This is a genomic window from Stieleria maiorica, from assembly GCF_008035925.1.
Taxonomy (GTDB): domain Bacteria; phylum Planctomycetota; class Planctomycetia; order Pirellulales; family Pirellulaceae; genus Stieleria; species Stieleria maiorica.
In genome coordinates, this window is the sequence record NZ_CP036264.1 from 4,665,816 (window position 1) to 4,689,808 (window position 23,993).

A 23,993-nucleotide genomic window follows, 5' to 3' on the forward strand; every position below is an offset into this window, starting at 1 on the left:
GTGCAAGAAACACTGGACCAGTCCACTCTCCCGGGCGACGGCGGGATGGCATTAGAAAGCACCGTCTATGAATTCGCCCGCGCCGGTTCGATCGAAGGCTGGTGGTGGTGGGCCCTGCTGCTGATCTCGACCGCGGTGGTGATCTTTGGTTGTGCGCGTTTCTATCGTCGCGACACCGCCGAGTTGTCACGATCGGTCGGCATCACGCTGATCTTCCTTCGATTGACGATCGTCGTCGCCTTGCTGTTCTTCTTTTTCGACCTTCAACGTCGTACCCAACGCGAAGTCTTGCGTCCCAGCGAAGTCGTCGTGTTGGTCGATACCAGCCAAAGCATGTCGCTGGCGGAATCCGATACGCTCGGCAGCGACAGCCGTGCCAAACGCGCCGCGGAGATTCTGGCGGACCATGAATTGATCAATCGTCTCGGCCAACAACACCGCGTCAACGTGTACAGCTTCGGCGACGCCCCCGAGCCGCTGCTGCTGCAAACCAATGGCGGTAACACCGAGGGGTCGGTGCAGGCCGAAGATTCGGTTGACAATCTCGCTCCACCGCGCCGTCCGTCACCGGTCGCCGTCACCGGAATGATTCTATTGGGGCTGGCGTTTGTCCTGTCGCTTTCCTCGCTGTTGGTGGGTGGCTTGTCCGCTCCGACGCCGGATTCTCAAACCGGAGGCGGCCGCGAGGGCCTGGGATGGTTGCTGGGGGCAACCGCAGTCACCATGTGCGTCGGTATTTTGATGTGCGGTTTTGCATACAGCAGTTCGACGACGCGTTCGTTTGCATCGCTGGTCGGATTTGCCGACGACGAATTGTCACAACAGGACGATGCCGAGGGGTCTGAATCGGGCGACGACGCCGAGCCGGCACAGCCACCGATCAAAGTGCTCAACTGGGAAGAAGCGATCGCGGCCTCTGCATCGCAAAGCCGCATCGGTGATGCGATTAGCAACGTCTTGGCCAGCCATGATCCGACGACGTTAGCCGGGATCGTGCTGATGACCGACGGGCAAAACAATGGTGGCAGCAACGTCGCCTCCGCGATGGCGCTCGCCAAGCGAGGTGAAGTGTCGGTTTACCCGGTCGGACTGGGCAGCAGCGAGCCGCCGACAAATGTACGGGTGGTCGATCTGGACGCGCCCAAACGGGTTTATCCCAACGACAAGTTCGCCGTCTCCGCCGTGCTTCAGGCCACCGGTGGCGACTCATTGAAAATCCAAGTGCAGCTGCTCGATGGATTGGATTCCACCACGACCGACGGCAACGCCTCGGGCGCGTTGCCGACCGAAGTGGTCGATTCCCAAAGTGTGACGCTGTCCGGCGATGGTTCGCTGGTCGGGATCAAATTCGAAATGGAACCCGAGTCGGTGGGACGTCGTCGATTAGCGATTCGCATCTTGCCGGTCGAAAAGGACCAAAACCAAAAGGACGACGTCAGTGACGCGCGGTATGAGGTTGTCGCACGAAAGCTACGCGTTCTGACCATCGCCGGTGGTCCGACACGCGAATACCGCTTCGTTCGAAACCTGTTGCACCGCGAAAAATCAATCCGCCTGGACACCTGGTTGCAAACCGGACAACCGGGGATGAGCCAGGATGCCGATCAGTTGTTGACGGAGTTTCCCGCGACCCCGGCTGAGTTGTTCGAGTATGACGCGATCGCGATGTTCGATCCCGATTGGACACAGATCCCCGCCGCGTCGATCGATCTTTTGGACCGTTGGTTGGCGTCGCAGTCGGGCGGGCTGATCATCGTCGGCGGTCCGGTTTATCACCCGCGTTGGTTGCGGCTGCGGACCGATCCCCGTGTCGCCCGCATCGCGAGTTTCTTTCCGGTCACGTTTTCCAGCCGCGGGCTGATGATGGGATCGGGCCGTGAGGGCGGCGAAACGGCGTGGCCGTTGGAATTCACCCCCGAAGCACGGCGTGCCGAATTTCTGTGGGTGACCGATGATCCGGCAACCAGCTTCGAAGCCTGGGATTCCTTCGGCGGCGTCTACGATTACGTCGGTGTCAAAGCTGCCAAACCGATCGCCAAGGTGTATGCGTATTTCTCTGACCCGACCACGCGGATTTCCGATTCGCTGCCGGTGTACATGGCCAGCCAGTTCTACGGCGCCGGCCGCGTGTTTTTCCAAGGCAGTGGGGAGATGTGGCGGATGCGGCGTGAAAGCGATGCGTACTTTGACAGTTACTACACCAAATTGATCCGCTGGGTCAGCGAAGGTCGATTGCTGCGCGACAGCAACCGCGGATTGTTGTTGGTCGACACGCCCCGGGCGATGGTAGGCGACACCATCACGGTCCGCGCCGTCTTGACCGACGAACAATTCGAACCGCTGACGCTGCCGGAGGTGAAGGCAAAGCTGATCACACCCAAGGGGGTCGAAGATGTCCGCTTGACGCCCGTCGAAGGCGAATCGCGACCGGGAATCTACAGCGGACGATTCGTGGTCCGGACCGACGGCAATCACGAATTGCGGCTGACCCTGGGAGACGCTTTGAACGAAGAGGTGTTTCGGCAAAACGTGCAAGTTCGCTTGCCGACCGTCGAATTGGAACGGCCACGGCGCAACGATGAAGACCTGGACAGCCTGGCCCGGACCACCGGCGGAAAATACTGGAAAGTTGACGCGGATGCCTCCGGTCAAACACTGGCTGAAGACATTGTCAGCACCATTCGCCCCCAACCCCAAATCACGATTCTGCCCGGGACGCCCGACGCCATTTTCACCGAACGGCGAAACGCGATGCTGTTGTGGCTGATCGCCAGTGCGCTGACAATGGAATGGGTGATCCGCCGACTCCACCGACTCGCGTAGGTAAAACCTGAATCGAATGCTTGATCCTGAACTCCAATCGTTGCTTCAATCGCTCCGTGGGCGGATTCGCCGCTACGTGGTTTGGGATTCGGTGTTGGCGATTCTGGCGGTAGTACTGTCGGCGTTTTGGGTCGGGCTGCTGGTTGACTACGTGCCGGTCACGCTCGGGGGCACCGAGATGCCGCGTTCGGCGCGTGGGATCCTGTTGTCCGCGGTCGGTTTGGCGGTGTTTGTGATCGTGGTTCGGATGTTGATCGATCGGTTGGTCCGTCCGTTGCCCGATGACAGTTTGGCGCTGTTGGTCGAACGTCACCATCCGAAATTGGCGGGCCGTTTGGTGACGGCCGTTCAACTCAGCCGCCCCGGTCGTTCGGGCGATTCACATTCACCTGATCTGTTGCGTCTGGTTCACCGCGAAGCGTCGCAATCGGTGGACGAAGTGGACCCGGGACGCGTGTTTCGAATGCAGCCGCTGTTACAAAAGGCGGCCATCGCGGGACCGTTGTTGTTGTTGGCATTGGTGTTTGCGGCCTACAGCCCCAACGCGTTTGCCCGCGCGGCGGCTCGTTTGACGCTGTTGTCGGACGCTCGTTGGCCGCGGCGGGCGAAGTTGGAAATGGTCGGCGTGGATTTGCCAACCGTCAGCGCATCGAACATCCAAGATTCCGATCCTGACAGACTCGCGTTTGAAAACGGAGTGATGCGTTTGCCCACCGGCAGCAGCGGTACGCTTCGGATCCGCGCCGCAGCCGAGGATGCCGAAGTCCCCTCGGCCTGCACCGTCTACTATGAAACCGATGACGGCACGCGCGGACAATCCAACATGCGGCGGGTGGGACGTGAGCGGGACGGTTACCAGTCCTTTGTGCTCGATGGGCCGCCGCTCAGCAATCTGGCTTCGTCGTTCTCGTTTTCAATCCAGGGGCTCGACGATCGACTGACCGACTACCGGATCGAAGCGGTTGAACCGCCCGCGATCGCGTCGATGGAGGTCAATGTCCGCTATCCGGAATACCTTCGTGACGCCGGCGGCGAAAACGGGGCCGCCTATGACTTGGAAACGACTTACCAAGCGGGGTTGCGAATCAGCGAAGGCAGTCGCGTGACGTTGGAGGCCGTTTCAAGTCTGCCGCTCGGTGACATGGATGCAGTCCTCGAATCCGACGGCCAGGAAACGCGGCTGACCAATCTGCAGTTTTCCGATGACCGCCGTTCGGTGAAGTTAAACCTGGACCATTTCCGCAGCCCGACTGCCATCCGACTCGTTCCCTCTGACCCCAGCGGGATCAGCGCTCAAGCTCCGTTTCGCTATTTTCTCGGCGCCATCCTTGATGAACCGCCCAGCGTTTCGCTGTCGCTGGTAGGGATCCAGTCCGCGGTCACTCCGATCGCTCGTTTGCCGCTGGAATGCGTCGCCGAAGATGATTACGGAGTCGAGTCGGTGACGGCGCTGGTCGCGCCCAGCACCGGCGCACAGCAAGACGACGGACCCGAGGATGAGAACCGCGAAGCCGGCGATTTGCCGACGACAGCAGACGAGCCGATCGCTCAACCCCTGCAACCGGACCGCGACGGACACGCCGAAGCCGTCATCGATCTGCGTGAATTGACCAATTCCGGACGCATTCCCGCACTCAAACCCGGCGGCGCCATCAGTGTCTACGCCGAAGCGCGCGACGGATACGATCTGGAAGGCACCCATTTGACCTCCAGCGAGATTTTTCGGCTGCAGGTCGTCACCCCCGAAGAACTGTTGACGTTGCTGGAGCGTCGAGAACTGGGACTTCGCACGCGATTGGAACAGACCGTCACCGAAACCCAAGGGCTTCGCGAGCAGCTGGCGGGATTTCAAGCCGACCGATTCGAACTATCGATGGAACGCCAGCAAGGGGAAACAGAACAGCAAACGCGTCAGCGCGAGCTCCGGATCATCGGATTGCGAGTCCAGCAAAGCGGTTTGCAGGCGAGCAAAACAACCGAAGAATTAACCGGAATCGCCGAGTCACTCGACGACCTGCTGCTGGAGATGGTCAACAACCGGGTCGACTCCAAAGACCGCCAGGAAAGACTCGGCAGCGGGGTCCGCGACCCGCTACGGCAAATTGTGAACGATTCCATGGATCAGCTACAACAGCAGATCCGCGCAATCGAAGATTCCATCGACCAACCGCAGTCGGCCCTGAACCACACCGAAGCAGCGATTCAAACGACCGACCAGGTGCTATTGGAGCTGACGGCCGTTTTGGAGAAGATGCTGGACTTGGAAAGCTACAATGAATTGCTGGATTTGGTTCGCGGTCTGATTCAGGACCAAGAACAGCTCAAGGAAGATACCCAGGAAGAACGCAAAAACCGTGTCAAAGACCTCTTCAAATAGCCGCAACTGACGTGGAAAACACAATGTGGAACTACGCCTCGACGGGTCAGTCGAATCGCCAAGCCCCGCATCTGCGTCGGCGGTGCAGCTTGGCCGTCCTATGCGTCGTCCTGGTCTCGTTTTTGTGCTGCGATATCGGCGACGCCCAAGAGTCCGATTTAGTGCTCCGCCAAGCCGGTGTCGCTGACCGCTACCAAAAGCTGGAAGAACTGCTGTTGCGTCTGGCAGATGTCGAAGCCGCTGAGAATCCCGATCGAGCGGCGTTGTTGCGTCAGGCGGCAAAGCAGTCACGCGAAAAATTTGTGCTGCAACAGCTGCGCAAGGCGAGTGACGCGCTCCGCAATGAAAAATTCTCCGATGCAGTCGCCAACCAGGATTCCGCCAGTGCGGGTCTCGCCGAGATCTTGAAACTGCTGACCAGCGAGGATCGCGCCAACCGAATCCGCGATGAAAAAGAACGGTTGGCGAAAATGATCAAGGACCTGAAACGAATCGAACGCTCCCAGCGAAGTACCCGAGCGCGAACCGAAAATGGAGCGGACCTGGATCAACTCGAAAAAGAGCAGGAGTCCATCGGTGACCGTGGCGAAGCGTTGAAAGAGCAACTCGCGGACAAGAACGGAGAATCGTCGGAAGGGGAGTCCAAAGAAGGGGGGTCCAAGGAAGGGGAGTCCAAGGAAGGGGAGTCCAAGGAAGGGGAGTCCAAGGAAGGAGAGTCCAAGGAAGGAGAGTCCAAGGAAGGAGAGTCCAAGGAAGGAGAGTCCAAGGAAGGAGAGTCCAAGGAAGGAGAGTCCAAGGAAGGGGAGTCCAAGGAAGGAGAGTCCAAGGAAGGGGAGTCCAAGGAAGGAGAGTCCAAGGAAGGAGAGTCCAAGGAAGGAGAGTCCAAGGAAGGGGAATCCGGCCAGCAGGGCCAGCAGGGACAGCAGGGACAGCAGGGACAGCAGGGACAGCAGGGACAGCAGGGACAGCAGGGACAGCAGGGACAGCAGGGACAGCAGGGACAGCAGGGACAGCAGCCTAAGACGCCGCAGCAGCAGGCGGAAGAGAAACTGCAGCAGGCGATCGAAAAGATGCGGCAGGCCGAACAGGATCTCGAGCAGTCGAAACGTGACGAAGCGATCGAGGACCAGTTGGCGGCCGAGGAGAATCTGCGGCAGGCGATTGACGAATTGGAGCAAATCCTGCGTCAGCTACGCGAAGAAGAGATGCAGAGGGAACTTGCCCGACTGGAAAGTCGTCTCAAGAAAATGGCTGCAATGCAATCCAAACTGATCGACGACACGGCCGAGTTGGCCGCAACGCCGAAATCGCAACGCAATCGCCAAACAGACTTGAAGTCCGGTGACCTGTCCTTCGACCAGAAACAGGTCACCGTCGAAGCCGATCGGGCCATGCTGCTCCTCCGCGAAGAGGGGTCCAGTGTTGCCTTCCCCGAGGTGGTGGCGCAGATCCGTGACGAGAGTGACCGCATTGCCCAGCGATTGAGCAAAACTCAGATTGATGCCATCACACAAGGCATTCAACAAGATGTCCTCGCCGCGATCGAAGAAATGATTGCGGCTTTGCAACAAGCGCAGCGCGACTTGGAGAAGCAAAAACAACAGGGCCAATCGGCGCCCCAACAAGCCGGACAGCCGGGAGAACAGCCGTTGGTGGGCGCGATTTCCGAGCTGAAACTGATCCGAACCATGGAAACAAGGATCAAATCGACGACACAACGTTATGCCGAACTCCTACAATCGGATGAGACATCGGCACAGGATGTGCTTCCTCTGCTAAAGAACTTGTCCGATCGCCAGGCCAAACTGTACAAAATAACGCGTGACTTGGTGATGCAGCGCAATCAGTAAGCGACTCCAACACAGGCGGACCATTGTGATTCGTAACCGAACCTTCCAGAAGCGGCGGAGTTTTCTCTGTACTGTCCCGGCTTACTGTTTCGCGGTCTTCCTGCTGGCGTCGTCCGCGATGGCGGATCAGTCGCTGGAGAGTCGGCAGAGCTGGAAGGTGCTTGACGGCGATCAGATGTCGATGGTGCTGCGCGGGTCACTGGACGACTACGGTGCCCTACCGGCAGCCAGCGCGGAGGCGTCTGAACGGTTTCGGCAGCAACTGGAACAAGGCGATGATGACCCGCTGGACGCCTTCGTCAGCGCGGTCGCAAGCCTGACCGAAGCGGTCGAGCGGCTCGCCGAAATTGCCGCCAAAGACCCTCTCGCCGCCGCAGCCAGCATCGATCCGTCGGCCGCGGACTATGCCGAAATCGAATCGCTGCCCAAGCCGATCCGGATGAGCGTTCGAACCTGGTTGGGACGACTGCTGGTGCGCTCTCGCTTGTACGACGAGGCACTGCCGGTGATCGCCGAAGTCGATGTGACCGAGTCGGTCGATCCGGCCAGTTCACTGTTCTATCGCGGTGCCTGCTATCACGCGCTACTGATGAAAAACGAAGCGCTCGCGGATTTGCGGATGCTGCTCGAAAACGAACAGGATTGCCCGGTGCGATTTTCCCGGCTGGCAAAACTGATGGTCGCCGACATCAAACCGTTGAAAGAAGATTCGCTCGATGAGATTTCACGACTGATGACCGACGTCACCCGGCGGCTGGATCTGGGTCGCAGCGACGAAACAGTCGAAAATCAGGAGCAGAAGATCATCGACAAGCTCACCAAGCTGATCGACAAGCTTGAAGAGCAACAACAGCAGCAGCAACAGCAACAACAGTCCGGCGGCAGCGGTTCGGGGGGCGATCCGCAAAGCGGTCAGGAATCACCGATGCAGGACAGCCAAATTGCCGGCGGCAGCGGTGACGGAAACGTCAAGAAAAAGAATCTGGGCGACGATGACGGCTGGGGAAATCTGCCACCGGCCGAGCGGAAAGAGGCCCTGCAAAAGATCAGCCGGGATCTGCCCACCCATTACCGCGACGCCATCGAAGCCTACTTCCGCAAACGAGCCACCGACGGCTAACTGGCGCCGTTGGTGTCTAGACTTTAGCCGATCTCTTTGTACGGCGGCCCTTCCGGGCGGTCGCCTTCACGATCGACGGCCCGGAAGGGCCGCCTACGTACGGATCACCCGTTTTCCGACCGTTTGCTCGGCCGCAATACCGGGAACAGAATCACGTCGCGAATCGATTTCTGGCCGGTCAGGATCATCACCAGCCGATCGATTCCGATTCCCAGCCCACCGGCCGGCGGCATCGCGTGACGCAGCGCCCGGATGAAATCGTGGTCCATCTTGGCCATCGATTCTTCGTCATCCAAACCTTCTAACTGCGTTTCAAACAGTTTCTGTTGCAAGTCGGGGTCGTTCAATTCGGTGTAGGCGTTGGCCAACTCCATGCCACTGATAAACAACTCAAATCGTTCCGCGATCGCCGGGTTATCTCGCTTGCGTTTGGTCAGCGGACAAATACTGGCCGGGTAATCGATCACAAAGATCGGGCCTTCCAGCGTGTCTTCGACCTTCTCTTCAAAGATCTCGTTGCGGATCACATCGGGGTGTTTGTGTTCCGGATCCAGCCCCAGCTTCTTGGCATACTCGATCACGGCCGCGTCGTCGGTTTCATCGATCCCGGTCGCTTCTTGGAAGAGCTCGGCATAGGTGGCCCGTTTAAACGGCGGAGTGAAGTCAATCGTTTTGCCGCCGTACTCGCGTTGGTAACCACCACCGATGGCTTCGATCGCGTCACAGATCACCCGCTCGGTCAAATCCATCATCGAAACGTAGTCGCCATAGGCCTGATAGACCTCCAGCATCGTGAATTCGGGGTTGTGGCGCGGACTCAGGCCTTCGTTGCGATAAACGCGACCGAGTTCATAGACGCGTTCCATGCCCCCGACCATCAGACGTTTCAGGTGCAGTTCGAGGGCGATTCGCATGGTCAACCCCATGTCGAGCGCGTTGTGGTGCGTTTCAAAGGGTCGCGCCGCGGCTCCCCCGGCCACGGTGTGCAACGTCGGGCCTTCGACTTCGCAAAACCCGTCGGCGTCGAGCGTCGCGCGGACCGATTTGATGATTCGCGTTCGGTTCAGGAACGTTTCCATGGTGCCGTCGTTGAACGCCAAGTCGGCGTAGCGCATCCGCTGCTTCAGCTCGGGGTTGGTCAGCCCGGCGTGTTTTTCCGGCGGCGGATCCAGCATCTTGGTCTGGAACGTCAGTTTTTCGGCAAACACCGTCAGCTCGCCCGTGTTGGTACGGCCCAACCGACCTTCGGCGGCGATCAAATCCCCCAGATCGAACAGTTTTGCCAGCGCGAAGTCGTTTTCACCGACCTGTTTTTTGCCGATGAAAATCTGAATCGAACCCGTCCAATCTTTGATGTTCAGAAAGATCAGCTTGCCGGCCGGCCGGGCCAGCATGATTCGGCCGGCGACACGCACGGTCGGCCCGATCTCTTCACCCGGACCGTTGTCGGATTTCCACTGGCGGTAGTCGACGTCGTCGGATTCGACATCGGGTAACTCCAGCAGCGTGCCGTCTTTGGTTTGAAACTTGATTTCCGAGATCCGCTTGCGGCAATCGCCGATCAGCGTGCGGTCGTCAAAGCGAGAGCCATAGGGATCGATCCCCATCGCTTCAATCTGTCGCAGTTTTTCGCGGCGAGCCACTCTCGGATCGGTCACATCACCGTCGTCGGAAGTTCCATTTCCGTTGCCGCCGTCGGGGTTTTGATTCATCTTGACTGCTGATTGGGTATGAAAATGCCGCCGAAACCAACCGGATTTCCGACGCTTTGGGGGCGAATTGTCGAGTCGAACGCCCGTTTTGACAAGGCGAGGGGCGAGCGAGTTGTCTTGACCTGGATCAGGGCGGTCGACTATTCAGACCACTCGTATTCCGTGTTCGCCGTCATCCTAACGTTGCGACATGCCCTTTCCCCTCCCACCAACGATCGAATCCGAGTCCCCCATGCATCGTTTTCTCGCCCTCGCCCTGATCCTCGTTGCAAGCAGTCTGGTGACCGCCTCGAGCGACGTCTCGGCAGCCGAAGTGGTCCATTTCCAGTGCAAGGAATGGAAAGCCAAGCACATCCATGACGAAAAAAAGGCCGACACGATCGCCGCAACCCTGAAAAAGCTGGGCTGTGAAGTGAAAAAGGAGCAGCACAACGGTCACATGGACGTCAAATACCGCTGCCCCAAGGAGCGGACCCTGCCGGTCAAAACCCACGCCGAAGCGGTCAAGTGGGAAAAATGGTTCAAAGAATTTGGGTTCAAGGTCTACCACACCCATTAATAAATAAATCGGCGAGTGACGGCGCCGATGAGTCTTGCTCCCCGCAAGAATCACGCGTCGACCGGCACTTGCCCTGAACCCGAAGTGTGATTTACACTTCTCTCTACACCGGCAGCGACCGCACAAGTCGCTGCCGTCCTGCCAGGAGGATAAGCGAATTGGCAAGCAGACTGATTCGAAATCAGTTGCCGGGCAACCGGTTGCGGGTTCGAGTCCCGTGTCCTCCGCTGTGATCAAAACACCTCGAAAACCACCGTGTTTTCGAGGTGTTTTTTTTGGCACGCTCCTGTGTGCCAAGAGAGTCAATTGGTGCCACCAGTCAATTGGTGCCACCCATCCACCAGTCAATTGGTGCCACCCATCAATTTCACGGCCAACGCTCGGCTGCTAGCAATTCCAAGGTACTCGTTGAATTCGTGGGTGGCACCATTCCCAACTCCATTCCCAGTGGGTGGCACCATTCCCAACTGGGTGCGCCCTTCACAGGCCCATCGCTTCGACGACTAATGCGCTTGGTTGTGGTTCTAATCCTCAATCGCACGCAGAATTCTCGCAGGGTTGCCGACAGCAACAACGTTTGCGGGAAGGTCGCGAGTTACGACCGCACCGGCACCGACGACCGTATTGGCACCAATGGTAACACCCGGGCAGACGATGACGCCGCCCGCAAGCCAGACGTTGTCTGCGATCGTGATCGGCCGTGATCCTTCCCACTTCGCTCGACGTGGTTCGGGTTCAATCGGGTGCGTCGCAGTGAGGAGCTGCACATTGGGACCGATTTGGACATCATCACCGATCTCAATCCGAGCCACGTCGAGACAGATCAGCCCCCAGTTGGCGAAAACCCGCGTCCCGAGGTGTGTCTGGTATCCATAATCACATCGGAAGGGAGGGCGAACAACAGTCCCTTTGCCAACACGACCGAGCAATTTGCGAAGAATGCGATCGCGGCCGGAATGGTCGTCGCCTGCCAATGTGTTGAATGCAGCAACCAGGTTCGCCGCACGATCGGCTTCCCGCTGAAGCTCAGGATCATCCGCGATGTATTGATCACCACTGAGCATCCGCTCGCGATTCGACCGACCATCGGATTGAAAGCGTTGATCCATGCCAGCGTGATGATCGAATCGCGATGAAGGGTTGGCGGCGCTTCGCCTCAGACGCCGTCGAATGATAGGATCCTACGCATTTCTGTTAATCTGCCGTCCGTCCATTGGTGTCGTCCATCATTTGGCGTTTCGTGCCGCTGACAAGTATACCGCAGGCGACCGACCCGCCGACCACAGCGCCGATAAACGCGTAGGCGATCGCTTGACCTTCATCATTTGCAGTGAGGGCGAGTACAAGAGGAGGAAGGACCGCAGCAATGAACGCGTAAATGAGCTGGCGACGGCGAACAGTTTCGTCAACGGGCCAACCACTCGATACCGATCGGTAGAGCAAGCCGCCGGACACACAACCAACGAGTATCGTGACGAACGCCAATGGGCTTCGCACCGCAAGAAAGGGTAAAGATGCAAATCCGCCAACCAAGGCGCCAATGACGATGTAGAGCGCTGGCCCACGTCGATCACGCACGGTCCCCGCGACATCACTTGTATTGTCGAGCGATTCGGACGGAGGATCGTAAGGATTCACTTCACTGGCCGAAATAACGAACGCCTGCCGTAACCGGTCGGCGAAGATCGATGGTCCATTGCAGAATCGCCCGACTTCGCCGCTCCGGTTCATGGCTTTGATCGTCGGTTTTGCGTGTTGCGTTCAGTATGTCACATCGCCAACGTCTCGCAAGAACGACTGCTCAGATGAAGCCTGCCCGGAAAGACCATCCATCAGGACGTCGCCGGGTCAGTCTGGAGGAGGATGGTTCGTTGCGTCCACACGGACGTTCGGAAGTAGATCACGTAGTTCAGCAAGTCTTTCGGCGCTGATGTCGGTGTAATCGAGATAGACAAGCTCTAAGTTTGGAAGCTCAGCCAAGGGCGCGAAGTTGAGTTTGTCATCGATCTCGATATGAATGGCAAGTTGCCGCAAACTGTACAAATCCGTAATCGGAGACAAGTCGGTCACCTCCATGTTGTCCAGCACCACCGTATCGACAGTATCAAAGAAGTCGATGCCGACGGCGTCGATTAGCCATCCGGGCGCGTTAGGCGACGCGTTGTGGTCCCACTCATTCGTCAGCGCATTGTATTTGCAAGAGAAACTAACATGGCCGCTTTGAGAGGCCACCCATTCGCGTCCGCGTTTCTGATCAATGGCACGCCGGATCGGAAATGCCATGAGCACAGCAATCACAGCCGTAGCGATCAAAAGTGTTCGTAGCGAAAAGCGTGTCATAGACGAAAACAGAACGGTGAATACCTGGCAGTCCGTCTGCCGTGATCGACGCATCTTATCAGCAGTCGGACTGCTGATCATGGGCTCCACCCGCTTTGGGGAGCTGGCGGACTTTGATGCGTCGATGATGAAGTGCGTTGACAGGGCTCTATTTTCGTGGCGGGGCGATTGGGACAGTGCGTGCCAGGGCGGAGCCTGGCTATGAGGGTGATTCGCAGTGTGGAATCGTCGTCCCTATTTGGCCTCGGCTCAGCCGCCGCGGCTGAGCGGTATGATCGGGTGACCGCGCTGCGGTCAGTGGGGAACAGTTGGGGACAACGGTTCTACACTTGGCCGGACAACGGTTCTACACTTTGTCGTGTGCGGCGGCGGGTGCTGATAGCGAGTAGGCCGGCGACGATGAGGGCGCCGGGGTAGGCGATCCCGGAATGTCGGATCGGGGACGGGGCGTCGACGGAATCCACACGCGGCTGTCCCTCGCTGGCGATCGCGCCGGCAAACTCCTCTGCGATGACCGCGAGGATTTCGCCGCGGAGTTTGCTCGCCGGACTCTCTTCGCCGTCGACTCCCGAGTCGGCGATCAGCCCGACGCTGCGGTGCATTCCGACCGTCGCATCCAGGACGACTTCGACCAGCGACGCGTTGATGTTTTGGGCGATTGCGGGCAGTTCCGTTTCACAGCGGATGTCGTCGATCAAACCGGTCGCCCCGCCGAACCAATCGACGATCGCTTGATCGACCACACGAAGCTCGGTGCGGCTCGCACCATCGCTGGTGTCATCGGCGATGTCACGAAGTCGCTGCAACGCCTCGATGCCTAGTTCCCACGACGAGTCGGAGGCGGATGCGTCGGACGATTGAGTTTCACCATGGAAGGAGTGAAGGTGAATGATCGTTACGTCAAACATCTGATCGACGTTCACCGTTTTCAATCGCAGCGGATCGGCCGGCAGCGTCAACTCCGCCACCGCATCGGTTGTCCGTGTGCTGGTCGATTTGGGCGTGTCCGACGCTGAAATCGCGTCACTGACGACCCCTCGGGCGCGAACGAGGACATCGGCCTGTGTCTGCGGCACGTTGCGACCGTTCGCTGTCGCGGGTCCAGGATTGGAAACCTGTGCCTCAGAAAAGGTTTCGGGCGCGTCGCTCTTAGAGCTCGCCACACTTTCTTCGCTGATCGTGTCGCCGATTACTCCGGTACCAAGATTTCCGACCTGGACGCTGATCGATGTCCCTTGCCGCTCGGCAGCGGACACGGTTGGGAACCCACGTTCCGAACGAGCCGTCGTTTCCTCCGAGACAAAGAACTGCACGCGGATCACATTGAAAGCCGGTAAAGACGATGCCCGCTGCACACTGAAACTTTGTCGTTGATGTCCAACGTGCGCGGACACATTGCGGAACCAATCTCCCTGCGAAGTCACCAAGTGTGGGGACTCGACACGCGGTCGCTCTCCATCCAATTTCGCATGTGAACGGAGCGGCGATGATTGATGAACCAGTCCACGATCGAGACGCGACGATTGCTTTTGCGAAATGGAACTGAACGCACCGGAGATGATTGCGGGCTGATCGAGACGGTCGCGTGAATCGAAACGTTCATTTTGCCTGGGCTGCCAATGCGCGGCATGCAACAGCGTTTCGCCGGCGAGCATGCAGCGGGATTCCAGTCGTTCGAGCAACAGGGCTCGTGGTGCGTCGGCGACACTCATGAGGCGGCCTTTTGAATCGAGGTGTCGGTCGAAGCGACCGTGCGATAGTTCTGCTGATGCTTTTTCAAATAGTCTCGGAATCGCTTCACTTGCGGAGCCAGTCGCACGGCGGCGGATTGATGTTGGATCGCCTCTTGGTAGGCCTGGGCGGCGGCCGAATCGTCGCCGCGTTGTTGGTGCAAGAACCCGAGGTTGTTCAGCACTCCACCGAGCATGCTGCGAGTTTCCGCATCGGTGCTGAACCGGGTCGCGAGCGGACGACCGAGCGTGAGCGCTTCGTCAAACGCCGCCCGGGCATTGGCGACGCCTCCGGCCTTGGAATACGCCAATCCCAAATGGTTGTAGCTGAGGACCAGATCGCGGCGATAAGCGGCGTGTTCGGGCCAGCGGGCGAGCAGTTCGTGGCCGATTTCGATCGCACGATTGAAGGTATTGATGGCGTCCAGAGGATGCTGTGCGGCCGATTGCGCGGCACCGAGTGTGTTGAGCGTAACGATCGTTTGAGTCGCCAGTTTCGCGTTGCCACGATCGGCCTGGAGGGTATCGAGTTGGCCGGAAAGAGCCTGCAGAGCATACTCGACCGCGCGGTCGGGTGACGTGCTGGTCAGCAAACCACTCAGGTTGGCGCGGACGGTGGCGAGTTGTTGTCGAAAACCATTGTCGGTCGGTGCCCCATCGGCGGTCAGCAGATCGATAGCTTCCATGTACGTCTCTTCGGCCTTCGCGCTCGCATCGGTTTGGCTGAGCAACAAGCCGAGATTGTTTAAAGTGGTCGCCAGCGCCAAAGTCGTTGTCAGTTTTTGTTCGCCACGTGTCCGATCGGCGATCGTTCGTTGGGTGGCGATTGCGCGGGCAAAGTAGCGGGCCGCTTCGGTGAGGTTTCCGGATCGAACGTGTGCTTGGGCCAGATTGTTTTGGCTGGTGGACCAATCCAGACGGATGCCATCGGTGGCGTTCGGCCGGCCGGCGAGATGTGCGTAGAGCGACTCGCTTTCGGTCAGCGAGACAAGCGCGTTGTCACTGTCGCCCAGTTCCGCATGCAGCGAACCGATCTTGCCGAGCGTCACCGCCAAGTCTTCGCGCAATTGCGGATCACTCATCGCTCCGGCAGCGAACCGCTGGTAGTAGTCCAGGGTGTCGATCAGCAATTGACGGCGCACCGAATCGGCGGCGGGGATGTTGGCAAGCTGTTCAGCACCTCGCAAACCGAGTCGATCGACGGCATCCCGAGCTTCCGCCTCGCCCCGCATCGCGCGGATGGCGCTGGCATCGGATTCCTGTTTCGCCGCCGCCAGTTTGGCGTTCATGAATGCGGAACCGATAAAGCCCAGCGAGACGACCACCGCACCGGTCATCACCACGCTGCGATGCATGGCTGCAAAGCGGCCGACGCGATCGGCGATCGAAGGCGGTCGAGCGATGGTCGGTTGGCCTTCGAGGATGCGGGTCAAATCGGCGGCGAAGTCCGCCGCGGTGTCATAGCGTCCCTCGCGGCATTTTGACATCGCTTTGGCGATCACGGTTTCCAGATCGCGAGGAAGATCGGGGCGAAGACTGCGTAACGGCGTGACCTCTTGTTGATCGATCTGTTTCAAAATCGTCGGTGCGTCCGCCCCGTCGTGGGCCGGACGCAGTGTCAGCATTTCGTACAACGTCGCTGCGAGCGAATAAACGTCCGCCCGTCCGTCGATCAGGGCGGTCTGACCACGCGCCTGCTCGGGGCTCATGTACCGCATCGTTCCGATCACGTCACCGGACCGCGTCAAGGTGACATCCGTTTGGCGGCGTGCAAGACCGAAGTCGGTGATCCAGATTTTCCCCGCCTGATCCAGCATCAAGTTGGATGGTTTGACGTCTCGATGGATCACGCCGTTCTCATGAGCGACCTGAAGCGCGCCGGCGATGTCGATCGCCCAGCGGATGATCTGCGTCGCCCCTGCCTGCAATCCCGCCGAAGACCCCGTGCGGCCGCGCGACACCACCTCGTCGATCGTCTCGCCGTCGATGAACTGCATCGCGTAATAATGCACGCCACGCTCGCTGCCGACGCTGTAAATCGGAACGATGTTTGGATGTTGAAGTAATCCGGCGGCGTGGGCTTCGTTTCTAAAGCGAGCGATTTGACGCGCATCGAGCAGCGACGCCAACGGCAGCAGCTTGATCGCGACGCGACGATCGAGTGATTGCTGGCTGGCTTCATAGACGATCCCCATTCCGCCGCGACCGATTTCACGCAGAATCGTGTAATCGCCCAGGGTCATCTTGTCCGTGTGTTCCGGCGAGGGCGTTTCCGTCGGATCCTGGAACCCAGGCACTACGCCGTACAACGCATCCAGTTTTTCCAAATAGCTCGCGAAGACTTCCGCAAGGTCCGGGTTCTCGCGGGACACCTGGTCGACATTCAATCGTTGTCCGTTCTCCAGCGCGATCAGATACTGATCGAGCAACTCGGTCAATCGCGATTGCTGTTCTTCGCTCAGATGCTCCAGCCCCAAAGGATCCGAGCGACTGTCATCCAGCTGAGATTGGTTCAACGCTACCATCAGTTCGCCGCAACCGTGGTTTTGAAGCTATCCAGTGCCCGCAGCCAAAGCATTCGGACGGCGCCGCAGTTTCGGTCCATCCGTTGGGCGATCTCGTCAAACGAAAGGCCTTGCAGGACACGCAACACGATGACCTCGCGGTACTGGGGCCGAAGCTGGCTGAGCTGATCGGCCAATCGCACGGCATCTTCACGCTCCCGCAGCGGGGCACTGGGCGAAGGATCTCTGGCCGGCAACAGTCCGGCCAAGTTGCACGCCGAATTCTCCATCCGCTGGCTGACCGATTCCAAGGAAACCTCGCGGCGGATATCCCGCTTTTCCACCTTGACGTGCATTTTAAAACTGCGGTGCAACGTGTGGATCAAAATGGTTCGCAACCAACACAGCAATTCGCCCTGACTGGTGCCACGAAAGCACGCAAAGTCCTGATGGGCCGCCAGCATCGCTTCTTGCACGATGTCCGACGGGTTTAACCGGCGGCGGAGGCGGCGGTCGAGCTGTGAGCTGGCCAATATCGTCAGGTAGTTGCTGTACCACTGCAACAATTGCCCGAGCGCGTCGCGGTTGCCGCTACGGGCGTGGGCGAGCAGTTCCAGGAATTCCGCATCGCAGTCGACTTCGATTGCCGACGGCGTCTGGGAGGAACGGGATGGTAGTGAGGATTCGGTGGCGACCATGGTGCTGATTGAGGAGTAGAAAAACGCGAGGTCGTTAGAAAAGTGTTTTCAGTCGATTTTTACCGGCGACGGTTGATCAGGGAACCGAACACCCGCTGCACCGGTTCGGATCGACCACCAGGCCGAGGGGCAAAAGGCGGCGGTTGGTGATGGCAGAATGCTTGGTTTTACCCGTCCTGGAGTGCAATGCGCACTTTCAACGTCAAAAGGGACATTCATCTTTGATGGTGTCACGCTATTTGCGTCAAAAGGTGGGAAAGATGTCAGCGGTTTTTACCCCCGTGCTGCCAGAGGTTTACGCCCCTTTCCCCTCCATGCCGCGTTCGATGGCACCGCCTGGGCTGCGCAATATCGCCCGATTCGTTGGGGGTTTTCGATTCCGCGAAACCCGCTTGGGATCAGCCGTTTGACGCCAGCCCAATGCCACCTACTTTATGAGCCGACGGCGCTAGCCGCGGGCCTTGGATTGCCCTTCAAGACTTTTAAGGCCCGAGGCTAGCGCCTACGGCTCAGTTTGTGATCGAAAGAAGGTGGCATTGGCGTTGGACTACGGGCCTCCATCGACGCTGGTACCCAAACGCCAGAGGGCCCGAACGCTTGCGCGAATCGGCTGATGTCACTGGTGTTTCGTCGCCCCATGGCTGCGGTGAGTCGAAGCTTCATCGCGGTATGATTTCGCTGGGTTTCTGAACCACCGCAAAATCCACGGATTGCACAGCCCAGGCAGCGACGTCGCGGTGGAGCTGCCCAAATCAAAGGTCTTCAGCGCCCGACTCTGGATCGTACAGCGGCATGTGGCGGTAGTAGACTTCCAGGCAGTACAGGGAGAAGCAGGTCGTGTAGAGCCGTCCGGCGTGGCGGCCCCAGGCGTCGTTTTGCGGGGACCAACTGCCGCGCTCGCGCCCCCGAACCACCTGGTGGACCGGCAGTTCGGTTTTCAGTTTGTCGTTCCACTGCGTCCAGAGCGGGCCGCCGTAGTGATGCAGGGCCTGGGTGGCGTAGTACCAATAATAGACATCGGGTTCACGAAAGCTGATCGGATGGTTGCGGACCAACGCCCCCAAGCCTTGGGTCATGCCGGGCACATTGCGATGCCATCCCATGTATTGACGACACAGCAACGCTTCGGCGGTCATCGACGGTGACGCCACATCGCCGACCATGTACGAATAGCCCACTGCGTAGTAGTCGTCGTTTTGCCGGCTCGCACTGACCGAATCGAGGTACCGCCCAACAGCGGGCCAGACCGATGGATCGACATCCAACCCGGCCGCTTCGCCGCTTTTCAGCCCCATCACAAACCAGCCGGTGACCGAGGTGTCGCTATCGAAACGTGGCTGATACCGCCAACCGCCTTGTGATGACTGGGCCTGGACGGCAAAGTCACACGAGCGTTGAGCGTAGGTGAGAAGCCAAGTGTCACGGCTCATCGCGTACAACTCGCACAGTGCGATCATGGCCTGAGCTTGTGCGTACATCTTTTCGTGCGGCGCCGCTCGGACCGCCATGAATCCTTGGCGGTCTTGTTGTTTGACCAGCCAGCGGACGGCGCGCATCAATTCCTTCCGGTACGGACCTTTCTCGTGCGTGCTGCCCGCCCCCATCATCGCGATCATGGCCATCGCGGTCGCGCTGACCTTGTTCTCCGTTCGGGCGCCGTCGGAATACGGCCCGCGCAGACTCCAACTGCCGTCACCGAGTTGCTGGCGTTTCAACCATTCCAGCCCCAACGCAACGGCGTCTTCGGTCGCCTGCGTCCCACCGGACTTTCGAAGCAATTCTTGTTTCATCGCACCGCTGCGGCCGCCAAACATATTTTGCCGAGACGGTGGCAGTTCGATGATCGAGGGCTGGGCGGCCAGCTCGTCGGACTTCAGCACCGGTGCCAGTGAAGCTAATTCGATCGACGCAGCCGTGTCTAAGGGATCGATGTCCATTTCCGGCTCAAGCACCGTTTCGGCCGTCAAATCCTCCAGCTGGATCGGTTCGATCGAAAACTCGACAAACTCGTCCGTTGCTGCGTCGGTGCCTTGAGTGATGGTCAAAACCAGGTCTCCGATCTGGCCGGACGAGGTGCTGATGAAGGCCAGCAACAGCAGCAACAGCAGGTGGACGATCAAACTGAACAGCCACGCCGGCATCTCTTCGAGCTTGCGTTGAAGCGTTCGGTAGTGAAAACGACCTTCGAATGATTCCGTGCCGTCAGCCGTTGGTGTAGAGGGCGTTGGTGTAGCGGGCGGCGGTGTGTCGGCCGTTGGTTGCTCCAGCGGCGATGGGAACGCGGCCGCGCCACTGGACCTTTCACCCCCCCAGCGACTCTGACGCGGCGGGTTGATCCGTGTCGGCCGCCGAGGAGGCGTCACGACGGGGGGCAGCATCGGCGTCATGACCGTGGAGTGCGAAGAGTTTTGCATCGAGCGGTCTATGCGTGAGAGAAGCAAGTTGGGCCGCGCAGGACGACTGAATGAAATGCTACGACGGCGGGCGTTCAATTGCCCAATGCGATGGAGCGGTTCGGCGGGCAACTCCACAACGGCGAAATACCACGTGCCAAAGGGTTGAAACCAAGTCAGACCACCTTCTGGTGAAGGTAGCTACGATTGGTGACGGGGGCTACCTTCTGGCGAAGGTAGCTACGATTGGCGGTCATCGTGGCGCTGCCCTGTCAATGAAACGTCGCGGCTACTTGGCGGTGGTCGAAACAAACGCGTAGCGATCGCTGGAATCCCCACCGGACTCGCGATTCTGCTTTTCAACCAGCGCGGCGATCCGAGCAGCGCGCGCCGCCCGTTTGGCTTCGGCCCGCGCCAGCCGCATCGGCAAGATGCGTTCTTCGTATTCGGCGCGCGCCAGACGCTGACGCAGCGCGTTTTGGTACGCCAACGCCTGAATCTGGTTTTGGACGCCGGCGGCATACTGCTGGGGCGTCAAAACCGTCGATTGGGGATAAAGAGACGCCAGCGTGTTGGTGGCGTAAGGATTCGTCTGGATCAGCGGCGTCGCGCTGCCGGTCGGCATTCCACCTCCCCGCCCACCGCCGCTGCCTCCGCCGCCGTTGCATTGGGCAACGGCCTGACCGGACGAGAACATCATTAAGGACGCCAACCCCACACCCAAGAACAAGACTGATTGTCGACCGATCACGATACACCTCCGCGCGTGCGCTGATTTGAGAAAAGACGGAGCCGCTGTCGGGCTCACTGTTTCATTAGGGGAACATCCGCGAAGTGAGCGTCACGACGAATTTGAAATTCGACGAAATGCCCCGTGTCGCCGACCGAACGCATGCCCCCCTGCGTTCTGGTTAGAATGATGCTTCGTTTTTCACATCACCGGTTGGGCAGGAAACCGATGCACCGAAGTTTTTGGCAAGCTGCTTGGGGGCCGTTTTGGTTGACGGTCGTGCTGTCAGTTGGAATTCAAGCCGCGGAGATCGATTTTGTCCGCGACGTGCAACCGATCTTTCAGAAACATTGCGTCTCCTGTCATGGGGCGGAGAGCCAGAAAAGCGGATTGCGGCTGGACATCAAATCGGAGGCGTTCAAGGGAGTTGACGGATGGGGGCCGAGTCTGGTTGCCGGGCGAGCGAGCGAGAGCCCGATCATCGAACTGGTCACCAGCGAAGACGTTGATTCACGCATGCCGCCTGAGGGGGATCCGCTCTCAGCAGCTGAGATCGCAGTGTTAACCGAGTGGATCGATTCCGGAGCCCTGTGGCCCGATGGGGTGGATCTGGCCGAATTGGAAGATCGGCTGGATCACTGGTCGTTCAAACCGATGACGTCTCCGACCGCTCCCGAAGTCCAACGTGGCGATTGGCCTCGCGGTTCGATCGATCGCTTCGTGCTCTCGCGATTGGAGCAGGACGGTTTGTCGCCAGCGCCCGAAGCGGACGTGGTGAGCTGGTTGCGACGCGTCAGTGTTGACTTGACCGGACTGCCACCGACGCCGCGGGAGGTCAACGAGTTCATCGAGCAGGCCCGACGCGGCGAAGCGGCCTACGCCATCGCGGTGAACCGGTTGCTTCAATCGCCTCGTTACGGCGAACGCTGGGCACAACACTGGTTGGACGTCGTGCGTTATGCGGACACCCATGGGTTTGAAGTCAACACCGAGCGACCCAACGCGTGGCCTTACCGAGACTACGTGATCGCCGCGATGAACGCGGACACGCCCTACGACCGATTCATCAAAGAACAGATCGCCGGCGATGCTCTGGGGGCTGACGCGGCAACGGGGTTTCTGGTGACCGCGTCGGTCTTGCTGCCTGGACAGATCGGCAAGGACGCGCCGTCGATGCGGTTGGCTCGCCAAGACGCATTGGACGAAATCGTGAACAACGTCTCGCAGACCTTTCTGGGGATGAGTGTCGGTTGTGCCCGTTGTCACGACCACAAATTCGATCCGATCACCGCGAAGGACTATTACAGCATGCAGGCGTTTGTCGCCGGTGTGGAATACGGCGATCGCAAACTGCGCACGCCACACAGCGAGGCGTTGGAGCGACAGGCGGATGCGTTTCGCGAGCGTGTGGCGGAGATCGACGATCGATTGGCCTTGCTGGTCCCGCCGGCCAGACCACGCGTCGATCAGGAACTGGAAACGTACACCAGCAATGCTCGTGAGAATACCGAGACGTTTGAACCGCTGGATGCAAGGTTCGTGCGTTTTACGATTCATGATGCCAATTTGCATCCCAGCCTGGGATTGATCGAACCGTGTCTGGATGAGGTTCAAATCTTCACCGACGAAGCGGAACCGCGCAACGTGGCACTGGCATCCCACGGCACCAAGGTGACCGCGTCTGGCAGCCGTATGTCGTCCAACCACAAACTGGAACACATCAACGATGGCCAATTCGGTAACTCGCGAAGTTGGATGTCCGATTCCAAAGGCACCGGATGGGTGATGTTTGAATTGCCCGATTCCGCTCGGATCGCGAAGGTCGTCTGGAGTCGTGATCGAAACGGCAAATTCACCGATCGGCTTGCCACGGCGTACACCTTGGAAGCCGGCTCATCGATCGATCAACTGCGGACGGTGAAACACGTCCCGCCCCAGCGAGCGAGCGTCAATGCTGCCATCAACATCGACCGATTTTCGACCGTGGGGCTAAACGACGATGAAACGCGACTGGCAAATCGCTTGCTAGGTGAAAAGCGTTCGCTGGAACAAAGGATCAAGGCTGCCGAGCGTGGCCAGGTCGCGTTTGCGGGGACCTTTCGCCAACCTGACGAGATTCACCGACTCCACCGCGGCGATCCCGAGCAGCCTCGCGAGGCCGTTGCTCCCGCGGTATTGAGTGCAATCGGCGAGCTGGCCCTGCCGATCGAGGCCGCTGAACAACAACGCCGTCGCGCACTGGCTGACTGGATCGCCGACCCACAGAACCCGCTCACCGCCCGGGTGATGGTCAACCGGATCTGGCAAGGGCACTTCGGCATCGGACTGGTCGACACCCCAAATGATTTCGGCCGCAACGGGACGGCTCCCACGCACCCAAGGCTGTTGGACTGGCTGGCACAGGAATTCATTCGTTCGGGCTGGTCGATCAAACACATGCACCGGCTGATCGTTTTGTCATCGACTTACCGGCAATCGAACCAGTTCGATCCCCAAGCGGCGGCGGTGGACGCCGATGTTCGGCTGTTGTGGCGTTATCCATCGCGACGCTTAGAAGCCGAAGCCATTCGCGATGCGATGCTAGCCGCCAGCGGCCAATTGAACCTGAAAATGGGCGGTCGTGGATTCAATCTGTTCAACAAACGCGGTGGATTGTCCGGGTTTACGCCGGTCGACTCGTTCGGAGATGATGGTTTGCGGCGGATGATCTACGCGCACAAAGTCCGACGGGAGCGAGATGCTGTATTCGGCGCATTTGATTGCCCCGACGCAGGCCAAAGCACTGCCCGCCGGATCGAATCCACCACGCCGATTCAGGCATTGAACCTGTTGAACAGTCGGTTCACGATCGAGACCGCGGCGGCGTTGGCCGAGCGAGTGGCGGCGGAAGCGGGCGACGAAATTGGCGACCAGATAAGACGTGCCTATCAAGTCGTTTTCAATCGAGATCCCGAACACGACGAATTGCACCAGGCAATCCCTGTCATACGCGAGTTTGGCTTGGAAACACTTTGCCGAGCGATGTTCAACAGCAACGAGTTTTTATTCTATCCCTGATCAATCTTCCCCGGGCATACGTGTTGTGTTCAGGATTTAGCCGCCCGCGGTCGCTGCTTCGCAGCGACCGGGAATCGCCTCAAGGCTAAACACCAACGGT

General features: G+C 59.1%; 15 protein-coding genes and 1 tRNA gene. 7 read left to right on the top strand and 9 right to left on the bottom strand.

All coding sequences use genetic code 11. The features are described 5' to 3' along the window. Genes Mal15_RS15790 through Mal15_RS15810 form a run of 4 tightly spaced genes read left to right on the top strand, consistent with a single transcriptional unit; the run spans nt 1 to nt 8,170 of the window. A complete protein-coding gene (locus Mal15_RS15790) occupies nt 1-2,823 on the top strand; it encodes a VWA domain-containing protein (RefSeq protein ID WP_233903482.1) in 2,823 nt (940 codons plus the stop codon). 16 nt (nt 2,824-2,839) lie between these two features. After that, complete coding sequence (locus tag Mal15_RS15795; protein WP_147868652.1) at nt 2,840-5,200, top strand: polyketide synthase; 2,361 nt, start codon at nt 2,840-2,842, stop codon at nt 5,198-5,200. Between the two features lie 23 nt (nt 5,201-5,223). Next, nucleotides 5,224-7,050 (top strand): hypothetical protein, encoded by a 1,827-nt coding sequence (locus Mal15_RS34115; RefSeq protein ID WP_167546847.1) that lies wholly within the window; start codon nt 5,224-5,226, stop codon nt 7,048-7,050. A gap of 25 nt (nt 7,051-7,075) precedes the next feature. Beyond that, nucleotides 7,076-8,170: a hypothetical protein gene (locus tag Mal15_RS15810; protein ID WP_147868654.1), complete on the top strand. Its 1,095-nt coding sequence runs from the start codon at nt 7,076-7,078 to the stop codon at nt 8,168-8,170. A gap of 104 nt (nt 8,171-8,274) precedes the next feature. On the opposite strand, the gene lysS is transcribed toward Mal15_RS15810, so the two are convergent. Then, nucleotides 8,275-9,882, bottom strand: coding sequence for a lysine--tRNA ligase (gene lysS, locus Mal15_RS15815; protein ID WP_147868655.1), 1,608 nt, complete (start codon nt 9,880-9,882; stop codon nt 8,275-8,277). Between the two features lie 232 nt (nt 9,883-10,114). Here lysS and Mal15_RS15820 point away from each other — a divergent pair, with 232 nt between their 5' ends. Both Mal15_RS15820 and Mal15_RS15825 read left to right on the top strand, forming a co-directional pair. Then, nucleotides 10,115-10,441, top strand: a complete 327-nt coding sequence (locus Mal15_RS15820) for a hypothetical protein (protein ID WP_147868656.1) — start codon at nt 10,115-10,117, stop codon at nt 10,439-10,441. Between the two features lie 144 nt (nt 10,442-10,585). After that, nucleotides 10,586-10,668, top strand: a tRNA-Ser gene (locus Mal15_RS15825). A 297-nt stretch (nt 10,669-10,965) separates the two neighbouring features. Here the strand turns inward: Mal15_RS15825 and Mal15_RS15830 are convergent. From Mal15_RS15830 to Mal15_RS15865, 8 genes are all read right to left on the bottom strand, one after another. Beyond that, nucleotides 10,966-11,550, bottom strand: coding sequence for a sugar O-acetyltransferase (locus Mal15_RS15830; RefSeq protein ID WP_147868657.1), 585 nt, complete (start codon nt 11,548-11,550; stop codon nt 10,966-10,968). An 85-nt stretch (nt 11,551-11,635) separates the two neighbouring features. After that, nucleotides 11,636-12,172: a hypothetical protein gene (locus tag Mal15_RS15835; RefSeq protein WP_147868658.1), complete on the bottom strand. Its 537-nt coding sequence runs from the start codon at nt 12,170-12,172 to the stop codon at nt 11,636-11,638. A 117-nt stretch (nt 12,173-12,289) separates the two neighbouring features. Next, nucleotides 12,290-12,862 (bottom strand): hypothetical protein, encoded by a 573-nt coding sequence (locus tag Mal15_RS15840; protein WP_147868659.1) that lies wholly within the window; start codon nt 12,860-12,862, stop codon nt 12,290-12,292. Between the two features lie 242 nt (nt 12,863-13,104). Next, nucleotides 13,105-14,493: a hypothetical protein gene (locus tag Mal15_RS15845; RefSeq protein ID WP_147868660.1), complete on the bottom strand. Its 1,389-nt coding sequence runs from the start codon at nt 14,491-14,493 to the stop codon at nt 13,105-13,107. Further along, nucleotides 14,490-17,036 (bottom strand): serine/threonine-protein kinase, encoded by a 2,547-nt coding sequence (locus tag Mal15_RS15850; RefSeq protein ID WP_147868661.1) that lies wholly within the window; start codon nt 17,034-17,036, stop codon nt 14,490-14,492. Before Mal15_RS15850 ends, Mal15_RS15845 begins: the two co-directional genes overlap by 4 nt. Continuing rightward, nucleotides 17,036-17,713 carry a sigma-70 family RNA polymerase sigma factor gene (locus tag Mal15_RS15855; RefSeq protein ID WP_147868662.1) on the bottom strand — a complete coding sequence of 226 codons (678 nt, stop codon included), beginning with the start codon at nt 17,711-17,713 and terminating at the stop codon, nt 17,036-17,038. The genes Mal15_RS15850 and Mal15_RS15855 overlap by 1 nt, the downstream gene beginning before the upstream one ends. A gap of 752 nt (nt 17,714-18,465) precedes the next feature. Further along, the gene (locus Mal15_RS15860) at nt 18,466-20,127 is read right to left on the bottom strand and encodes a prenyltransferase/squalene oxidase repeat-containing protein (protein WP_233903484.1); all 1,662 of its coding nucleotides are present in this window, start codon (nt 20,125-20,127) and stop codon (nt 18,466-18,468) included. A 268-nt stretch (nt 20,128-20,395) separates the two neighbouring features. Beyond that, complete coding sequence (locus tag Mal15_RS15865; RefSeq protein WP_147868663.1) at nt 20,396-20,857, bottom strand: hypothetical protein; 462 nt, start codon at nt 20,855-20,857, stop codon at nt 20,396-20,398. 207 nt (nt 20,858-21,064) lie between these two features. On the opposite strand from Mal15_RS15865, the gene Mal15_RS15870 reads away from it, so the two are divergent. Further along, nucleotides 21,065-23,893 carry a PSD1 and planctomycete cytochrome C domain-containing protein gene (locus tag Mal15_RS15870; protein ID WP_147868664.1) on the top strand — a complete coding sequence of 943 codons (2,829 nt, stop codon included), beginning with the start codon at nt 21,065-21,067 and terminating at the stop codon, nt 23,891-23,893. Nucleotides 23,894-23,993: the final 100 nt, after the last annotated feature.

Excerpts from the sequence above, each read along its gene's own strand:
- Mal15_RS15845 (WP_147868660.1), bottom strand. The coding sequence starts at position 14,493 with ATGAGTGTCGCCGACGCACCACGAGCCCTGTTGCTCGAACGACTGGAA.
- Mal15_RS15830 (WP_147868657.1), bottom strand. The coding sequence starts at position 11,550 with ATGGATCAACGCTTTCAATCCGATGGTCGGTCGAATCGCGAGCGGATG.
- Mal15_RS15820 (WP_147868656.1), top strand. The coding sequence starts at position 10,115 with ATGCATCGTTTTCTCGCCCTCGCCCTGATCCTCGTTGCAAGCAGTCTG.
- Mal15_RS34115 (WP_167546847.1), top strand. The coding sequence starts at position 5,224 with ATGTGGAACTACGCCTCGACGGGTCAGTCGAATCGCCAAGCCCCGCAT.
- Mal15_RS15835 (WP_147868658.1), bottom strand. The coding sequence starts at position 12,172 with ATGAACCGGAGCGGCGAAGTCGGGCGATTCTGCAATGGACCATCGATC.
- Mal15_RS15795 (WP_147868652.1), top strand. The coding sequence starts at position 2,840 with ATGCTTGATCCTGAACTCCAATCGTTGCTTCAATCGCTCCGTGGGCGG.
- Mal15_RS15840 (WP_147868659.1), bottom strand. The coding sequence starts at position 12,862 with ATGATCAGCAGTCCGACTGCTGATAAGATGCGTCGATCACGGCAGACG.
- lysS (WP_147868655.1), bottom strand. The coding sequence starts at position 9,882 with ATGAATCAAAACCCCGACGGCGGCAACGGAAATGGAACTTCCGACGAC.
- Mal15_RS15850 (WP_147868661.1), bottom strand. The coding sequence starts at position 17,036 with ATGGTAGCGTTGAACCAATCTCAGCTGGATGACAGTCGCTCGGATCCT.
- Mal15_RS15855 (WP_147868662.1), bottom strand. The coding sequence starts at position 17,713 with ATGGTCGCCACCGAATCCTCACTACCATCCCGTTCCTCCCAGACGCCG.
- Mal15_RS15860 (WP_233903484.1), bottom strand. The coding sequence starts at position 20,127 with ATGCAAAACTCTTCGCACTCCACGGTCATGACGCCGATGCTGCCCCCC.
- Mal15_RS15870 (WP_147868664.1), top strand. The coding sequence starts at position 21,065 with ATGCACCGAAGTTTTTGGCAAGCTGCTTGGGGGCCGTTTTGGTTGACG.